The 18,294-nt window shown below is 42.7% G+C and carries 15 protein-coding genes; 8 read left to right on the forward strand and 7 right to left on the reverse strand.

The features are described 5' to 3' along the window. Positions 1-2: 2 nt before the first annotated feature. The gene (locus ACXACM_RS14060; RefSeq protein ID WP_474822486.1) at positions 3-842 is read left to right on the forward strand and encodes a DUF2797 domain-containing protein; all 840 of its coding nucleotides are present in this window, start codon (positions 3-5) and stop codon (positions 840-842) included. Positions 843-880: 38 nt separating this feature from the next. On the opposite strand, the gene ACXACM_RS14065 is transcribed toward ACXACM_RS14060, so the two are convergent. Continuing rightward, positions 881-2,041 carry an IS30 family transposase gene (locus tag ACXACM_RS14065; RefSeq protein ID WP_474822487.1) on the reverse strand — a complete coding sequence of 387 codons (1,161 nt, stop codon included), beginning with the start codon at positions 2,039-2,041 and terminating at the stop codon, positions 881-883. 343 nt (positions 2,042-2,384) lie between these two features. On the opposite strand from ACXACM_RS14065, the gene ACXACM_RS14070 reads away from it, so the two are divergent. From ACXACM_RS14070 to ACXACM_RS14095, 6 genes are all read left to right on the forward strand, one after another. Next, complete coding sequence (locus ACXACM_RS14070) at positions 2,385-2,744, forward strand: hypothetical protein (RefSeq protein WP_474822489.1); 360 nt, start codon at positions 2,385-2,387, stop codon at positions 2,742-2,744. A gap of 19 nt (positions 2,745-2,763) precedes the next feature. Next, the gene (locus ACXACM_RS14075) at positions 2,764-5,493 is read left to right on the forward strand and encodes a caspase family protein (protein ID WP_474822490.1); all 2,730 of its coding nucleotides are present in this window, start codon (positions 2,764-2,766) and stop codon (positions 5,491-5,493) included. 382 nt (positions 5,494-5,875) lie between these two features. Continuing rightward, positions 5,876-6,244: a hypothetical protein gene (locus tag ACXACM_RS14080; RefSeq protein ID WP_474822491.1), complete on the forward strand. Its 369-nt coding sequence runs from the start codon at positions 5,876-5,878 to the stop codon at positions 6,242-6,244. A 369-nt stretch (positions 6,245-6,613) separates the two neighbouring features. Then, entirely contained in the window at positions 6,614-7,201 is a 588-nt protein-coding gene (locus tag ACXACM_RS14085) for a transposase (protein WP_474822493.1), read from the forward strand. Between the two features lie 827 nt (positions 7,202-8,028). Next, positions 8,029-10,110 carry a hypothetical protein gene (locus ACXACM_RS14090; protein ID WP_474822494.1) on the forward strand — a complete coding sequence of 694 codons (2,082 nt, stop codon included), beginning with the start codon at positions 8,029-8,031 and terminating at the stop codon, positions 10,108-10,110. A gap of 128 nt (positions 10,111-10,238) precedes the next feature. Further along, a complete protein-coding gene (locus ACXACM_RS14095) occupies positions 10,239-10,487 on the forward strand; it encodes a hypothetical protein (protein WP_474822495.1) in 249 nt (82 codons plus the stop codon). Positions 10,488-10,972: 485 nt separating this feature from the next. Here ACXACM_RS14095 and ACXACM_RS14100 read toward each other — a convergent pair. Further along, a protein-coding gene (locus ACXACM_RS14100) for an IS3 family transposase (RefSeq protein WP_474822496.1) occupies positions 10,973-12,120 on the reverse strand; the annotation gives its coding sequence in 2 pieces (ribosomal slippage) (positions 10,973-11,883 and positions 11,883-12,120; 1,149 coding nt in all). A gap of 239 nt (positions 12,121-12,359) precedes the next feature. Between ACXACM_RS14100 and ACXACM_RS14105 the strand changes: the two genes are divergently transcribed. Next, the gene (locus tag ACXACM_RS14105) at positions 12,360-12,755 is read left to right on the forward strand and encodes a hypothetical protein (protein ID WP_474822497.1); all 396 of its coding nucleotides are present in this window, start codon (positions 12,360-12,362) and stop codon (positions 12,753-12,755) included. A 121-nt stretch (positions 12,756-12,876) separates the two neighbouring features. On the opposite strand, the gene ACXACM_RS14110 is transcribed toward ACXACM_RS14105, so the two are convergent. The 5 genes from ACXACM_RS14110 to ACXACM_RS14130 form a co-directional block, all read right to left on the reverse strand. Beyond that, positions 12,877-13,095, reverse strand: a complete 219-nt coding sequence (locus ACXACM_RS14110; RefSeq protein ID WP_474822498.1) for a hypothetical protein — start codon at positions 13,093-13,095, stop codon at positions 12,877-12,879. Beyond that, positions 13,092-15,887: a DUF349 domain-containing protein gene (locus tag ACXACM_RS14115; RefSeq protein WP_474822499.1), complete on the reverse strand. Its 2,796-nt coding sequence runs from the start codon at positions 15,885-15,887 to the stop codon at positions 13,092-13,094. Before ACXACM_RS14115 ends, ACXACM_RS14110 begins: the two co-directional genes overlap by 4 nt. Then, complete coding sequence (locus ACXACM_RS14120) at positions 15,877-16,167, reverse strand: YeaC family protein (RefSeq protein ID WP_474822500.1); 291 nt, start codon at positions 16,165-16,167, stop codon at positions 15,877-15,879. The genes ACXACM_RS14115 and ACXACM_RS14120 overlap by 11 nt, the downstream gene beginning before the upstream one ends. After that, a complete protein-coding gene (locus ACXACM_RS14125) occupies positions 16,164-16,493 on the reverse strand; it encodes a hypothetical protein (RefSeq protein WP_474822501.1) in 330 nt (109 codons plus the stop codon). Before ACXACM_RS14125 ends, ACXACM_RS14120 begins: the two co-directional genes overlap by 4 nt. Positions 16,494-16,615: 122 nt before the next feature. Then, positions 16,616-18,277 carry an alanine/glycine:cation symporter family protein gene (locus tag ACXACM_RS14130; RefSeq protein ID WP_474822502.1) on the reverse strand — a complete coding sequence of 554 codons (1,662 nt, stop codon included), beginning with the start codon at positions 18,275-18,277 and terminating at the stop codon, positions 16,616-16,618. Between the last annotated feature and the right edge of the window lie 17 nt (positions 18,278-18,294).

Genomic DNA, 18,294 nt, shown 5'->3' on the forward strand with positions numbered 1-18,294 from the left:
TTATGGCACAGTATGAAGGTGCGCTGCACAAAATGCACGTCTCAGCTGATCACAGTGGCAAGGCGTCTTATCAACTAACTCTGGGTGATGAATGCATCGATATGAACGCACTCATCGGCACGCATATTGAACTCGTCTCCCACGGCGAAATACGATGTGTAAACTGTGATAAGAAGACAAAAAAGAGCTTTAACCAAGGTTATTGCTATCGATGTCTTATCACATTGGCTCAATGTGATTCTTGCATGATAAAGCCAGAAAAGTGTCACTATCATGAAGGAACGTGTCGGGAACCTGAATGGGGAGAGGCACACTGTTTTAGTGATCATTACGTTTATCTCGCTAATACGGGCAACGTAAAAATTGGCATCACCCGCCACGTCTCTGAAACAATTTCCAGCCGTTGGATAGATCAAGGCGCTTCACAAGCACTGGTATTTTTGCGGGTTAAAAATCGACTAGTAAGTGGCTTGGTAGAAACAGCGTGCAAAGCACACATTGGAGACAAGACAAACTGGCGAACCATGCTAAAAGGACAACCAGAACCAGTTTCTCTGGAAGCCTTAAAACAACAAATAATGGACAAAATAGCCCCCGAACTTGCGCATATAAAAGAACTGCATGGCGAAGATGCGGTTACCCAAGTTAGCAGTGAAGAAGTCAGTATTGAGTACCCTGTTCACCAATTCCCAGACAAAATTAAGTCAATAAATTTAGACCAAACACCTGTTTTTTCTGGGACTTTACACGGAATTAAGGGGCAGTACCTGTTACTCGACGAAGACAGGGTAATCAATTTAAGAAAATATGCGGGCTACAGGGTATCGATTTCAAGCGACTGAATGGGACCAAACCTGGCAGTCTTTTGTGTACCTTGAGTTCAATCAATGGGCGCAACACATTGGTTAAATTTCTGTGCTGGTGTTTCATAGTCTAACGTTTTTCTTGGTCTTTCGTTAAGTTGTCTCGCTACACTGCTAAGTTTTTGTTGGCTGTGTACTGATAAGTCGGTACTTTTTGGAAAATACTGTCGTAGTAATCGATTGGTGTTTTCATTGGTACCACGTTGCCACGGTGAGTAAGGATCGCAAAGATATACTTTTATATCCGTGGCTAGTGTGAATTGTTTGTGGTCTTTAATTTCTCTTCCCGTGTCCCAAGTTAGAGATTTATATAGTTCCTTAGGTAACTTTTGAGCGTGCTTGATAAGTGCAGCAATCACGGTCGACGTTTTACTATCATCCACTTTCGCAAGCATTACGAATCGAGAGTGCCTCTCTACTAGTGTCGCTATGTAACTGTTGTTGGAGCCACATATTAGGTCGCCTTCCCAGTGACCAGGTATCGCTCTATCTTCAACTGATGCAGGTCGTTCACTTATAGAAACAGCATCAGGGATTTTGCCTAGACCTAACCTTTTCAGTGAAGATTGACGAGATTTGCGAACCGCTCTTTTTGACCGCAAAAACTTTTGTAGCTCTTTCTTTAGAGCGCCTCGCGTCTGAATGAAGAGTGTTTTATAGATGGTTTCGTGAGACACGTACATTTCCTGATTATCGGGGTATTGTCGCTTTAACCAACCCGCAATTTGTTGTGGCGACCATGCCCTTTTAAGCTTAACAGCTATTAGTTTACATAACTCTGGGGATCCAATTAACTTACATGGCTTAGGTCTCAATGCTTCATCCCATGCTCGTTGTTCAGCTTTCACGGCGCGGTAGTGCTTCAACCCACCATTTCTTTTTACTTCACGGCTAATTGTAGGTGGCGCTCTGGACAAACGTCTGGCAATCTCTCGAATGGATTGTTTACCGACTAAGCATCGTGATATTTCTTCTCTTTCATCAAGTGAGAGAGACTGTGGATGTCTTTTTCGTTCTGGTGGCCGATACCCACCAGTTTGATAAATAGTTGGCATAATCGAAGAGTGAAAGCGATCAAACATTCTAGCGATATCATGCAGCGAATCACCTCGCTTATATCTGTCCCAAATAAGTGCTTTCTGTTCTGGTGAATAATAGATACGTTTTCTTTGTTTCATGGCAACATTCCTCCTTTTATAAGGATAGCGTTGCACTCACCAATTGAACTCAAGACTAAAGCTGACGTTCAGAGCCATAATTTATGAGACCGATGAGATCGTAAAGTAGGCGATGAAAATATAGAGCTTATTCACCAAAAATTACAATACAGTCAACACAATTTTACGTTCCTAATGTTATTTTTTGTCTCAAATTAATTAAAAAACGTTCAATATATTCCTGAGAAAATCGCAGAGATACTAGGTTTCTCAATTTTTTCTAAAGAGAGTTGGTGTTTTTTTAGAGGAAATTATAGTTAAATATACAGTGGAAACGGAGCCAAATGGTTATAGGATCGTGTATATGGAAATTCCATCTGAATTCTTCACTCTACAAAGCATGTTAACGCTCTCAGGTGCTACTGGTGCTACTTTTGTTATCGCAAATGGCTGTCAGGCGGCATTTAATTTTAACCCTCGATGGTTGGCTTTATTTATTGCAATCATAATTTCACTATTCGGTGTTTTTGAGACAAGTGCTGCATCGCTTAGCGATATTTTCGTAGGTATAGTGAATGGATTTCTCATTTTTTGTACAACAGTAGGTGCAACCGGTGCGATTGGCACACCAGATACCACCGATGCATTGGCTCGTGGTAGTGAAGAAATCGTTCATGGCGCAAGCCGCTCTGGAAAAAGAACCTTTTTAACTCGTTGGTATTAGAAAATAGGGCTGTTCCTACATGAGAAAAGATCTCTCATTTTCTCGTTTTTCCTCTCTCTCTTATGCAATTGTCATTGCAGTTAATCGCTATGCTGAAGGTGAGTGGGCAGACCTGTCCGCTCCAACTCATGACGCTGAGCAGTTACATCAAACTTTAACTGATAGAGATGGCTGTGCTATTCCTGAAGAAAATACGTTGCTACTGACTGGGGAGAGCGGCGTGCTTGCGGTAAACACAGCAAAAGCAGCATTCGAAAAGTTTCTGGAGCGACTGCCGCGTCATGCTGCACTGACGTTGTATTTCGCCGGACATGGAGTCAGTGACGACAAGCAGTTTTATCTATGTTTCAGTGATACTAGATCAGAAGACTTATATCAGACAGCATTTTCATCGGAATACTTAGAACAGCAGCTAAAGGGTCTCGATGCCAGAGGGATCTTGCTGCTTTTGGATTGCTGCAATAGTGCAGGATTTGCAGAGAAGGCCCCAGACTTATTCCGTGAACTCGGAGAGGCTGATTTTCGTGTTTTGATCAGTGCATCAAAAGCAGGACAACCATCTTGGGAGCTTCAACACAGTACTGGTACCTTGTTTACACAGATCATTATAAAGGTACTGTCTGGAGAACAGTTGCTCAGTAATAGCGGAGGGCTGATTTATTTTTCAGATTTGTTTCCTCATATTAGGAATCAGCTTGCTGAAGAGATTCAGAGTAGATGTATCGAGCACCTGTCTCAAGAGCCGGTATTCGCTGGCGTTTATTCAGATGATCCTTTGCTGTTTGTAAATAAAGAGCGTACATTCAATGACATCAAAGTTCGTACTGTACGATACTCTCCTCTGTATATAAGAAGACTTATACTGCGTATTACTGCAACTACCGCCGTTATAGTCTTGTTTGCTATAGGTACTTGGTATGCCCTTTTAGACAAATCTGAGTACGCCGATTTCTCTGGTGACTACATTAGCGTCTACAGAGGACATCCAAAACTCAATGCTTTTGGGTTTCCTTACTTGGTTAAGGAAACCGATATCCCTTCTTCAGCTATAGAACAAGAGTTTCAAATCGACAACTCAATTACGATATTCGGTGGCGTAGGAAGGTCAATTGGTCCCGAGCTACACAAGTTTTTAATTACGCCCTATAGAGAGTTACATCAACTTAGATTGGGAAAACAGTTAGAAGTTTTGCGGTCTTTAAGAGATTACTTTAGTTTGGCGGATTATATTGGTGATTACAATGTAGGCGGTGCATCGGTTATGTATGGTGAGCTTGCTGAGGATGTTGATATTCCTACACTGTTAAAGATGGCGTCGAGTGGTCGCAACGATGTCAAGGCTGGCGCATTTATTGGACTTTTTCGCCTCAGTCCAGATATCGCCTTAGGTAATTTTGATCGTTACGGAAGTATTGAAGATCGTCATTTTCAGCGCACGATCCTACCTCTGCTCACCGGTGACCCCGAACGTGTAAAGGCACTATTAGTCAAGTTCTTTAGTTTACGGGGAATGGCCTTTGAACATAGTCTAATCTTTGATGCTGCATTAAGAAATCAGGTTACTTTTGATATGGAAACGTTATGGGAGGCACTTACCAATACATCAGAGTTCTCTCAGGTTCATGTAGCCAACTATGTAAGGATGACTGGGCAGGCAGATCAATGGGTCAATTATCTCGTTGAACGACTTCCGCATACTGACTCATTGGATACCGCTAGATTGCTTTATGAGTTTGCTCAAGTTAATCCAAACGATAGTATTCCCAATTTAATGCCTTACATTCGTGAAGGTGACGAATGGACACGGCGAAATGCGATCATTGCGGCTATTGCACAGCAACAGATTAAAGTTAGTGATTTATCCATTCAAGCACTTTCAGATGGATTTCTTTTAACCGAAGTATCTAAGCATCAGTTAATAGAGTCAAAGCTAGCGGACCAAATACTTCAAAATATTGATCCAGCAGAAGTTGGTATATCTGATGCGTCAAATGTTATTTCATCACTACGTCCGTTTTTGTCTGAGGCATCTATACCAGTACTTGAAGAATTTCTTTCCTACCGAGATCTGAACGATATACCTTCTTACCTTTATGTGGCTGCCATTAATGCTCTATGTGACCTAAATGCCTTGGATTCTAAAAAGCTGGAGGTACTGGCTAGCAGAGAATCTCATGAAGAGGTTGAGGCTAGTTTACACTGCTTGCTTGCTAAAGACCCTGAAAAAGCCGAACGTATGTTGCTGAACCGGATTGACCGGGAATATGAAGACTTTGTCACCGATCTTTTGCTTATGCGACCACTTAGCGAAAGTGGAGCTAAGCAACTTAAGAGTTTGTTGGAAGGTACTTCAACAGAATCAAGTCGCGCGGCCACTATTCTGGCAACGACTGAAGACGTTGACTATGTCCTGCAACTACTTACACACCCTAAAATTAGTATCCGAAATGGTTCATCTGATGCAATTTATTTTAATCCCAAATTTGATCAGATAGCTAAGGCCTATTCCCGTCTAGGTAACAACTATGATTCCATTGGAATAGCGATAGAACAAAATAGAAAGCAGGTGGAGCACTTTATGAAACTCATCAAAAATACACCATCTTCTTTGTTAACTTGGCGAGTATCTATTTCTGCCTATTGGCAGAATTTGCCAAAAGGCTTGCAGCGTTTGCTACAACAAGAGTTAAGACTTGCACAAAAGCCAAAGAGTCAGAAAATTCAAGATAACCAAGTGGATAAAAATTAACTTTTTTCTTTTAAAAAGCCGTAGCCCAAATTCAACAGTGGTTGCTTTATGAGCAAAGCTGGCTTGAGCGGCAGAACTGTACGTGAAGCAGCCGTTGGGCCTTTCCATTTTAGTGGTATATTGAATGAGCAACGACATGAGCGTATTAATAAGCGAGGTTAATTATTTATCTAAATAGGTTGCGTCGCTCCCATATTCTGAAAAACGATCCAATCGCTTGTTTTTTCTCTTTAGCACTTTATCTAGATTGCCTGCTTTCCTCTATATAGCAATACGATAGCTAGTTTGGTATTAATAGTGAAAGTATAAAAGCGAGCGATACGTTGGCAGAAAAACGCGCAAATCGCACTATATTAAATTGTTAGCTGCCCAAGGAGATTTTATGGCGGTAAGTCACGATACAATGGAAGACACATTATTGAAGTTTGGATGTAGATCTATTCATTCGGTAAAAAAAGTTACGGAGTATATGCTTCCTAAACTCAAGGAGCCGATTTATTTCCACAAAGAAAATAACGACCCCAAAATTGTTATTAGACCTGTATTCGATGCCTTTAGAGATGAGCTAGAGACAATTTCTGGTGCAACTATCAATTCTGATTCATACCACAATGCGGATATGACTAGGTTTCCAAAACGCCTTCATACTGGAAAAAAAGAAGTCCATTATGGATTGGCTGTCACGTTTGAAAACTCTATGGCAATTGAGAAATTCCTGACCAAGCTCTCAAAGATTGCAGCGGGCAGCTAACAAACGTATAAACACTCGCTTCGCTCGCGGGGGACAAATACACGTAGGCTCCCCTGCATTGCTCGGTATTATAGCCTACGTGTATTTGCCCGTTATGCGCGAAGTTGAAATGTCCGCTCTTTGTCTTAATGTGCATCTGACACTTTGTGTCTGCTCAGTACGTATTGCCGAAGTTTGCACTTTGAGGGACAGAGGACAGGTATGAGCGTAAAGCGGACCTTGGGACAAGGAATTTTTCCACCTCAAAGGACAGTAGACCAAACCCAACTTCATCTGCACACTGAAATACCAATCCTTGGCAAGGATGCATTTGCTAGTAGCTCAATACTCTACCTATAAAGTGCACTGAATCTCAATATCCACTTCCACATGCTATTTCCAGAAGGCGTCGTCAAAAAAGAGCGAGGTCAAACCAAATTCAAACGTGTCAAAGCCCCTAGCCATAGCGATATGGAGCGGGTAGTCAACACCATCAGCCATCGCATCGCACAATATCTGGAAAAAGCAGGACAGATCCAACGTGACATGGACAACACCTTTCTAAACTTGACGATTGATGATGAAGATAGTTTATTGCCATTACAGGCCGCATCGGTTAGTTATCGTATCGCTGTGGGGCCAGATGCAGGTAAAAAAGTGTTCAGTCTACAAGCAGTTCCAGCCAAAGATTCGGAAAACTTTGGTCAACTCGCAAAGATAGCTGGGTTTAGCTTACATGCAGGGTTTTTTGCTGATACCCACCAATCTGATAAACTCGAACGCCTTTGCAGATACATCGCAAGGCCAGCGGTGAGTGAAAAACGCTTAAGTCTAATCTCCACAGGCAAAGTCAGATATGAACTCAAGACGCCATATACAGATGGTACCACTCACGTTTTCTTTTCGCCGATTGACTTCATAGGCAAACTTGCTGCACTTGTGCCACCACCTAGACTCAATCTCACTCGTTTCCGGTGACCGGCGCAGTACGGGGTATTTGCCCCCAATGCCAATGTACGTGCAGAGGTCACGGCTTCTCAGCGAGGAAAGAACAGCCCTCGGTTAGCAGAACATCTGAAAGATCCAGATAAACTCTACCACGCCCGCAGTATGTCGTGGGCTCAGCGGTTAAAGCGAGTATTCAACATTGATATTACCATTTGCGAAGCGTGTGAGAGCAACAATGTCAAAATTGTCGCTTGTATTACACAGCCTACTATCATCAACAAGGTATTGATGCACTTAGTCAAAAAACGGCTCTCCCATTACTGCCAACACATGCAGAGCACCACCGTTAGATGAAGTACTAGAACCACCGTCATTTGAAGACTTCGTCATTCAGCGAAATTTCGATTTTGGGGCTTAAAAGTCCTACCGCAAAATAGAGCTTGAGCATTAACTTGTTGAGGCACCATCTTTCACATTTCACGAACAATTAGTCAGTACCAATGGCCTGCGAACTCAACTATGTGGCGGACAATTAGTTCATCACTTCATTACCAAACTTCAATCTGAGTTTCAATCTGAGTACGCGAACCAAGTCTTTAATTCAGCTGGTATAAAGGGTAGTAAATAGCGTTTGTTCTTCTTATATTTCGCCAAAATATGCATGATAGCTTGAACTTAGAATCGACTCGAACCCTGCACGAAATGGAGGTTGAAGTTGACTATTTGCATCGACGGGTTTTGATGTGTAACAACCAATGTAAGCACTTCGCCAAGAATTAACCGCAATGTCTAAAGTTGATTGACTATATTAGTGATGATATTTTACTAATGGTTTGTATGCTTTAGGGATGAAGGTTGTGAACAAATTCAATGTAAAAATCGGCAATCTTTTATTCGTCATTTTCTTTATATACTTGTCTATACCATTTCCATCTTTCGCTAAGAATTTACCTGAGCCGCCTACACTGTCCTCACTCCCAGAAAACTTGGATGATGTATCTTTAGATTTAGTTGAAGCCTATTTAGATGAAGCCAATGCCCATCTTTATTATGTGAATCTCTTAGCGTTTCAAGGAGGAGTTTCCAAAGAAGCAGCCTCTAATAGAGATGTCGCTATAGCTCAGTTGATACAAATAAGAACCTCGTATCTTGACCAACACCAAAATGATAGTTGGTGGTTTACTCATGAGAACAAACAAGAAGCTGAACGTTACATTGATAGAATTAAAAGAATAATTCCATTAGAAGGTAATAGCGAGTCACATAAAGCGAATAGTATTATTAATGATATACAGAGCATTTTTAATCCTGTTCAACTTTCAGGTATTGCTGCCCTCGGAGCCCCCATTCGAAACGCTAAAGTGTGTGCTAAAGCGATTGGTAATAGCTCATTATCAACAGAAAATTTCAGTAATCTGGTTGATTGCGTTATCACTGATGCCCGCGGCGGATTTCAGTTTGATAATTTAAGAGACAAAATTAAACAAGCTAAAGATCTCGCTTTTATGTTGAGAGTCGAGATTCCAGAAAGTCAAAAACAAACGCATGGCAAACATGACACTTTATATTCTATTAATGATCAACTTGAAGCGCTGAAGAAAACGGCCAATATTAATGAACTTTCAAACCTAATCACGGGCTTATCTATTTCAGACGTCGGCTTTGATTCAATGGACGAATGCTGGGATTCCCCTGAATGCTTTACCAAGTTATCTAGTTTAATAGACACTTCAAACACTTATTTAGATCGAACCGTTCATAAGGTAATGCAATTCTTTGGCGATTTAGTGGATTCGAATCGAGATCCCATTAAAGATCTATACATTGCAAATCCATCAACGGATGAACTTGATGCCTTATTAGATAAACTTGAAATAACCGTTGAAGGAAAACATGTAAAGATCCAAAGCAATACTGGCGGATTAATAGAACAAATGCCTCTGGTCAAAATTCAAAACGATACTAAATTAAGTGCCCAAGCCATTGTAAGGCTAGAAGAATTAACAATCCCCGAGAATGGTATAGAGCCGTCAGAATTTTCCAACGTTTTATGTAATAAAACAGGTGCAGATAAATATGGAAATATCGCAAGTTTAGGGAACACTTGTGTTGCCAATCAAAAGATCTGCGAAGATGCTGGTGGAACAACAAGTAACAGGCATTTTTCCAGCAAAGGACAGTGTATGCAGACTTGCTGGAGTATTAATGAGAAGCTATTTAAAAAAGAAAGTACAACAGGCAATGAGAGCAGCTATTCCAATTCACCGTGTTTTATGGATGTAACCACCTTTAAAAACAACACAACCGCCTCTAACTATAGCTTAGAAGAAGCTTGTCAATTAGGTAATAAACAAGCTTGCAACGAATTTAAAGCTCAACAAAATGTAGCGCCATTGGTAAAACCTCAAGACACACTTGTATCTGACGTATCCGACGAACCTGTTAAAGGTAATTGGCTTCAACCTTTAAATTTATCAGAACTTACAGATGTTTTTGAACAACGAATAAGTCACCAAATGGCTTATACGGGTAAAGATATTCGTTCCTATGAATCTAGTGACGCTAGAGTAAATATTAACGGAACTAAATTTACACCAGCATACAAGCTGAAACTTGGTGCCAGCCTTAATATTGACGAGATGATTTTGCTATTAAAGTTTTATATCAAGGATGATATTGATCTCACAGGTTTGCAGTTAGACTATTTAAAATTTACCAACCACGACAAAACCATTACCACTGAGTGGAAAAACCTTTGTATTGCACAACAAATAAATGATTCAAATCAAAGCCAATATATACCTGCATGGAATAAGGTTATGAAAGTGGTTGGATTTAGGCTACCTACTGGAAATGATAAGCCAAATAGCGGAGTAATGGGTCCGATACCAGTAAAAGCGTCTGATATTAAATTTTCTATTAATGAAAATTGCTTTTAATGGCGTTATTTCTAAAATTTACTGAATTAAAAATAAATTTTATTTTGTGATCTGTTTTGAGAGCTTCAGCATTTAAATAGTCTAGGCAGTATAATTTTATTACTTGCTGATTTTGGGGAATATTTAACATGAAGCATTCAGTTTTGTTGGTGATAGGGGTGACTCTTTTATCAGGTTGTACGAGCAAAGAAGCTGTGAATAACGATCAGCAAATGCGAATGCAAAGCTGTGAGCAATATGTTGGCGATGCCAGAGAAAAATGCCTGATGGGCGAGAACGTAACTATCGAGGACTATAAAGAAGATTTGAAAGAATTTAAAAAACAGGAAGAAGCCAAAGAACCTGAAGTAAAACCTAAATCTGTGGTTGAGAATTAACGGCTGAGATAATTGCTTAAAAATTCTGAGCTAGAATTTTTTTTCCTTCGGTCCCAGTCGTTAAAGTAATCATTCGATGGACAACTCATTTAAACTATATTTTTGCATCAGGTCAGATCGATCTCGTTGAGGTTCGAACGGAACACTTCATAGATTATCATTTGATGATGATAAGCCATAGTGATAACAACAGCAGTGATGAATCAAAAGCGGCTTCTACTACTCTACGTACAAATGTGCCGTTTTGCTACCTGCTCATCAACGGCAGTTTTTGGCACAAAGCAGAAGTAGCTAGTCAATAATCTTTTCGTCCGCTCTTTGTCTAAAGAGGCCACCGCCTTTGCGGTGGTTAAAGTCTTGATATCGCTGTTTTCTGTCATAGAATATTGACCGAAAAACCGAAAAACCGAAAAACCGAAAAGCAGTAACGTTAGCTCGAACGTGAACCACCACCGACCAAGTGAGTCTGAATCGCCACTATTAGCCTAGACACTTCCCAGCCGTTGAACATGGCGTTTTTCATACTCTACTGGTGACAGTAAATTATTGGAACCATGTTTGCGTTTGCAGTTATAAAACATTTCGATGTAATCGAATATGTCAGAACGAGCATCTTCTCTGGTTGAGTAGATTTTCTTTTTGATTCTTTCACGCTTCAGTAGCTGGAAGAAGCTTTCTGCAACAGCGTTATCATGACAGTTACCTCGTCGGCTCATACTTCCCTCCAGACCATTCGCTTTTAGGAATGCCTGCCAGTCATGGCTGGTATATTGACTTCCTTGATCTGAGTGCACTGTCACTTGTTGCTTTGGATTCCGGCGCCATACAGCCATCAACAGGGCATTGAGCACAATATCTTTCGTTATTCGCTGCTGCATTGACCAGCCGATAACCTTTCGGGAGAACAAGTCCACGACAACCGCCAAATATAGCCAGCCTTCGTGAGTTCGGACGTGAGTGATCTCCGTTACCCAGGCTTCATCAGGCGCAGCGGGATTAAATTCTCGATTCAGCCTGTTTGGAACCACAACGTGACTTTCTCCGCCTCGATGACGAGGCCGTCGATAGCCAACCTGGGCACGTAACCCTTCCCGAACCATGAATCGGTGAACGCGGTTAATACCGCATCGTTCACCGATGTCCCGTAAATCTGAATGGATTTTTCGGTAGCCGTACACGCCTCCAGACTCCAGCCAGAATTGCTTTATTAGTCCTGTTAGGCGTCGGTTGGCTTTATCGCGTTTCGACAGAGGCTTACTGCTCCAAGCATAGTATCCGCTCGGATGAACATCCAGCATCCGACATAGCCAACGGACAGGCCAGCAATCGCTATTATCCTTGATAAAGGCGTACCTCAATCGGACTGCTTTGCGAAGTACGCCGCGGCTTTTTTTAATATGTCCCGTTCTTCTGTAGCCCGTTTTAATTCCTTCTGAAGCCGCTTTATCTCAGCCTGGGCCTCAGATAAATCATTATGCTTCTTAGAATCAGGGCCGAACTTCTTAACCCAGGCATACAAGCTGTGAGTAGTAATATCGAGTCGCTTGGCAACATCGGCGACAGTATGGCCACGATCAACGACTTGTTTGACCGCTTCAATTTTGAATTCTTCAGGGTAGCGTTTACCGCTCATATACACCTCTCTTTTCAGTTAGTTTATCTAACTGAGAGGCGTCTAGGAAATCAGTGGCGATTCAGTCAGCTTTAGCAAAGAACGTGCACGCGCAACGCCTCTGGGTTACGGGATTAAACCCTAGCTGACAAATGCTATTCGTTACCGACGCATTGTGGAATCAATTTTTGTATTAGTCTCAGCGGACTCGTACCCCACACTTTCCTACCCAGAGAGTGATGGTTGAATTGAGAAAAATAATGCCAGTAAAATCTAATGAAATACCCTCTAAAACAAAGCAGTTTTTCGAAAATATATCATTTGAAAACTTAGTAGAAGCTTGGCTTATTCGCGATGGATGGCAAGTTTACAAACCTCATGTAGATCACGGCGCAAAGACCGATGTCCTTATATCAGATGGTAACCTTTACTACAGAATCCAAGTGAAATCTGTAGATTCTGGCGACGAAAATACTGTTGTAAAACCGATGTGGGCGAAGTCAGATAACATAGATTTTGTCATCTACTTTTCGAAAAAAGCACCTTGGGGATACATCACGCCAGCTTTTTCTTCCCCACGAAAACTCAAAAAGCCACAGCATTTGCGTTTCCATCAAGAGGCAAGGAATTTTATCAAGGCATTTGAAAGAGCCTAGTTCATTACGAAGCCGGACTTTTGAATCTATCCATTCGAAAGTCCGCAACTTGTCATTCCCGCCCATCAGATTCGGTCTGACCATTACCAAAATTTCAGATCAGAAATGCGCTACTTCAGGTTTACCTGCATTCCTCTCCCCCCATCTCCCGGGCCAGGTCATCCAGTCTTGAAGCCGTATCATCAAAACCATTTGCAGAATATTGATACCTGATGAGAACGTGGTGATCCGTTTTTCCCCGCTTTACGGTGAGGTTTTCAGCATCAAAATGTCCGGCAGTATTAAGAAAACGGTATGCTGCAGGCTGAGAAGGAAAGACAAATTCTACCTCAACTCTCATTTCGCAAACCTCTCCAACAAGCTCGCATCATTCTCTATTCGGTCTAGCAGCTTTGCCATTCTTGGTACTTCACTGGACTTAATTGGCAATTCACTAAACCAAGCTTTAACACTGTCGACGAGATTTGCGTCTTCTCCGTGCTGCAATTTGTCGGTCATCATAGCCATTTGTACTTCGGTACGTTTGCTGCCTTCGGGCGACGGTATATCAGCTAAAATTTCGCACTGCGTGAGATACCACTCACTCGACCGACCATTTGCTGAGGCAGAGGTTTTCGAAGACAGAAGATCCCGCCAGGCTTTTGGCAAACTCTCCCAGGCTTCACTGCTTTTGTTCCACCCCTGTTCACTGTCATAGCCACTGAGCAAACTAACCAGCCCTTGAATAAGTGACTTCTTGCTGTCAATACGTGCTGCATCCTGTTTGGCCTTCACGGCCTTTTTCAATTTTGAAATGCGCTGTTGGATCACACCTTGTTTATTTTTCGGTAGCGTCGACAACGTGTCAAAAATCGGCGCTAGCGCTACGTCTAATACTTCATCAGACGAAATAGACTGTGCTGCTATTGACTTAACATCACTCAGCAATGCATCGACCTGATCATTTTGCTTTGCTGTTTCATCGTTGCGGTGTTTTTTTACCTGCTGAAATAGTGTGTCATTAGTTTCTTTAAACAGTTGCCAAAGCTTTGTATCGTGACGCCTTCCGGCACTGCCTATTGTCTTCCACTCTTGCTGAAGTAGTTTCGCCTTTTCCACCGTATCGACCGATTCAGTTTCATCGACTAGCGCTTTGGCTCTCTCAATAATGCCTTTTTTCAGCTTGCGATTCTCAGCGTGCCAATCGGACACAATTGCGCTGACTTGCGCGGCAGCATTGTTCCAACGTTCTCGCAACACTTCATACACGGATTGCTCCACACTCCCCGCTTCCCGCCACTGCTGCTTTAGCTTCTCGCTGACTTTAGCCAATTCTGCAGGTTCAGTGATAGAACTCGCCGCTTTTTCCATTTCATCAATGAAAGTTTGACGGGTTTTGGCGTTCTGTTCCCGTTCGTGTTCCTGGGCAGCATAGAAAGCTCTGCAAGGCGCAAAAGCCTTTTCCAGGGCAACATCAAACGCATCTTTATCCGGATCATCGTCACCCGGAATTGTCAGCGATTGCCATTGTTTGCGTAACAATTTTATGGCTTGTGCTCTTTCTGGGATATCGTCAGCTTCTGCGTCGGCTAAAGCTTGAGCTTCAGCCAAAAGAGCAGGTTTTTTTGGCGCAGCTATATCTGCCTGCCAGTTTGCCAAACGGGTTATCGATTCAGCAAGTGTGTCATACCGGCGGGCGAGCTGTTGATTGACAGAAGCAGGTAACGCATCCATGGCTGCAGTTAACTCGTTAAATCGTGCAATCGCCGGCCTGTATCGCCCTGATTCGTACAGGTTACTCACCGTGGAAAGTAAGCGTCTAGCTTCTTTAGCCGCTTTTTGCTCATTCACGCGCTGTTCAGTAGTGAGGCCTTTTACTTTAGATACAATATCTGACCAGCGCTTTTGATAAGAAGCGGGTATGACGTCAAGTGCGGCTAGTTCGTGCTGCCAATTTGATTTGGTTTCATTCCACTGCTTCTCGATAAAATGTTGCTCATGTTCACCTAAGGCCGTTTCAGCCTGAGTGAGTATTTTAAGCAAGCGTTGACCAGCTTGCTGCTGTTCATTAAAACGGGCAAGACGCTGATTTAAATTAGAAATTTGTTGCTCAATACGGAGAAACTGTGAAACCTGTTGGGAACTAAACGCGGCGATCCTCTCTTCAAGATCACGGGTTTTATCGTTGACAGCACTCACATCAGCCAACGTTGCATCGCTCAAACGCTCAGAAAAGAGCCATTCAACCTCTTTGCAAACCTCGCCCGTATCTTTTCTAAGCTTCTTCCATTCAATTTCAGTTTGCTGCTCTAATGCTTTAGCTTCCCACTCTTTACGAAGCCGCTCTTCGTGCCCATCAACCTTGCCCTTAAGTTGTTGGTACTTATCTTCAAGTGATTGACGCACATCTTTTGACAAAACAGCAAAGTCAGCTTGCAGCACTTCAAATTCACTCTCGCTGTCTTTGCGGCGCTCTACCACTTCCTGATAATCAAACCGCTCTGTCAGTGCTTGTAGTTTTGACAGTAACAGGGTTGCTTTTTTCTCAGTTTCAACGGGTTTTTCCCGCGCTTCTTTCAAAATCAGGATACGATTCTCGATGACCTGGCGTACATCCGGTGAATCAGCTTTCTTTTGCCATTTCAATAACAGGCTGTCGTCAGTGGTGCGGCCAACTAAAGCCATTTTCACACTGTCGTTTGAATGTGCATTAAAGAACCGTGTAAGAAAACCCTGGTTGCCCGTTTTGTCGAGAAGCGCCAGTACTGCGTCTTGGTCAAGAACGTTCACTTTTTCCGAAAGTAAAACTTTTTTAACCAGTTCAACAGGTGCTTGTTTCAATAAAAATTCAGCCAATTCTTCTGACGAAACTACCTGGCTTTGCGGATCGAGAATGATTAGCTCAACCTGCTGATTAGCCCGCCGTTGAATGCGGGCATCCTTCGCAGTTTGTGACATTTTCAGCCATAGTGGAAAAGAGTTTAGTTTTTCCAGTGCAGCTAAGCTTACTTCGGATTCGCTATCGTTAAATGCTAACTCATGTAAAGCTGTACGTTCTTTTGTCTTTTGCGGAGATAGTTCTGCAATAGCTTTTATGCGTTTTTGTGGGTCGCGACTCGCATGAGATGGTGTAAAAAATCGACTAAATATCATCCTGCTTAAACCGGGCTATGGTGTTCTCATCCTGTTCCTGCTGTAAGGCTTCACGGAACTCTCTTTTACTTTTTTGCACGATGTCGCCATGTTCATTCACCGTCATGTGCTCAGAAGATTTTTCAATTTTAGACTGATACAAAAGCACAGCCTGCATACAACTTTCTCTTTGCTCTTCTGTCAGCACCGTGCCATCTAACCATTTACCTGTTTCCACTGCCTGTCGCAAGCGCTGGTAAATATCTGGCGTCATTGCGGCGAGTAAAGCATCTATATTCATGAAGAAAATCGTTTAATTAAGACTAATCGAACTCGGTTGACAACATACCACATAAAGCCAATTACCGCTGTTAAAATAGCGATATTAAATTGTGTGTCACCGGGAACCGGACGCCCCCAATACAACAAGCCAAACCCGATGACAAACAACAACACTGCCATTAGTGATTGATTTTGAATACTCTGTTTTTTCTTGTAACGCTGCAAATTTTGCTTGCGCAATATATCTTCTGCAGACGCGTCACCCACACTAAAGTCACAGTGGGGGCAAACAGAAGATTTGTCAGATATTTTTTTGCCACATGCGGGGCAATCAGTTAAGGCCATTCTGGCTCCTGTAATATGAAAATTTGATTAAAATTTAGCAACAAAAGGTAAAACAAAAAAAGGACACAGTCGTGTCCTTTTTTAGCCTGCCTGGCATGCGTCATTCGCAGGCTTCCAGCAGACTACTTATCCTTTACTTTCGACCAGTAGTCATTCACCGTTTGTTTCATTTCTTTGCTTAGCATGACTATACCAAACAGATTAGGCAATGTCATAACTACGATGGCAACCGCTGATAACGCCCACACCAGGGTTGTATCAGAAAATGAAGCCCAAACGAACCCGGCAACGTAGATAACCCGATAAGGCATTACCGAGCGCGGCCCCAGCAAATAGGTCATGGCTCGGTCACCATAGTAAGACCAGGCAATGGCCGTTGAGAAAGCAAACAACATCAAACCAATTGAGACGATGTACTGCCCGTAATTACCGAAATAGCCACGGGTGAATGCAATGGTGGTCAACGCGGCTGAATGTACTAAAGACTTACCCGACACTTCGAGGTTATCCTTAACTGGCTTACCATCTTTTATTTGTAACGTACCCGTAAACGCATCTTCAGCACCAAGTGAATATTTCACATCTTCTGCAATAGAACGGGCATTGATCAAGGTAAAGCCATCGCTCACGGCAGTTCCATTCACGACGGTAATGGCGCCTGTATAGGGTTCAACGGTATTTTCTTCCAGATCGTTGAGGTATTGATACAGAGCTGTTCGGTCAGCTTCGTTGCTATCATCGTACTGACCCTGAACAAAGTACATATCCGAGCGATCAAAGATATTTTCGTGCTTCTCCTTCCATACACCTGAAGACAGAATTACTAAGCCCGTGACAGTACAGATTAAAATAGTGTCGATAAAGGGTTCGAGTAATGACACCATGCCTTCAGAGGCCGGCTCCTGAGTTTTTGCAGCTGCGTGAGCAATGGGGGCAGATCCCTGACCCGCTTCGTTTGAGAAGAGTCCTCTGTTAACGCCACGATTGAAAGCGTACGCCAGTGAAGCCCCTAAAAAACCTCCAGCAGCCGCTGAGCCGGTGAAGGCCTCTGAGATAACTGCAGCAAATGAAGGACCAATATTTTCTAGATTGGCAAAAATTACAGCCAACGCACCAATCAGATAAATGACAGCCATGATAGGAACGACCTTAGAGGTGAACGCAGCAATACGCTGAATGCCACCTAAAATAACCAGAGCAAGCAGAATACCCAGTACACTTCCCACGACAACAGGCTCAAAACCAAAAGTCGCCTCAATACTCTGGGCAATACCGTTACTCTGAGGCAGATTTCCCGTGCCAAATGAACTGATCACCGTTGCCACAGCAAAAGCAACCGCCAGCCACTTCATGTTCAGGCGACGGTCCATATAGTACATTGGGCCACCAGCCATCGTGCCATCTTGTGTTTTAACACGATACTTATGGGACAAGGTGACTTCTACAAATTTGGTCGTCATGCCCAAAAAGGCTGTTGCCCACATCCAGAACAGCGCCGCAGGGCCACCGAGGAAAATGGCAAACGCCACCCCGCTGATATTTCCCGTTCCCACAGTCCCCGAAAGAGCTGTAGTCAGGGCCCGAAAATGCGTGGTGTCTCCCTCATCCGTTGATTTGTCAAACTTACCCGTTACGACTAACCAGGCATGTTTGAAAAAACGTATTTGTGGAAATTTAAGATAAATGGTGAAGAAAAGACCGACACCTAATAAAACAAACGGGAACCAGTCGGCGCCCCCCAATATGCCATCTAGTGACACCAGAAAATCGTATAACCCTTCCAAGGTATATTCCCCTCAAT

Source organism: Alteromonas sp. AWQ4_252 (assembly GCF_056158205.1).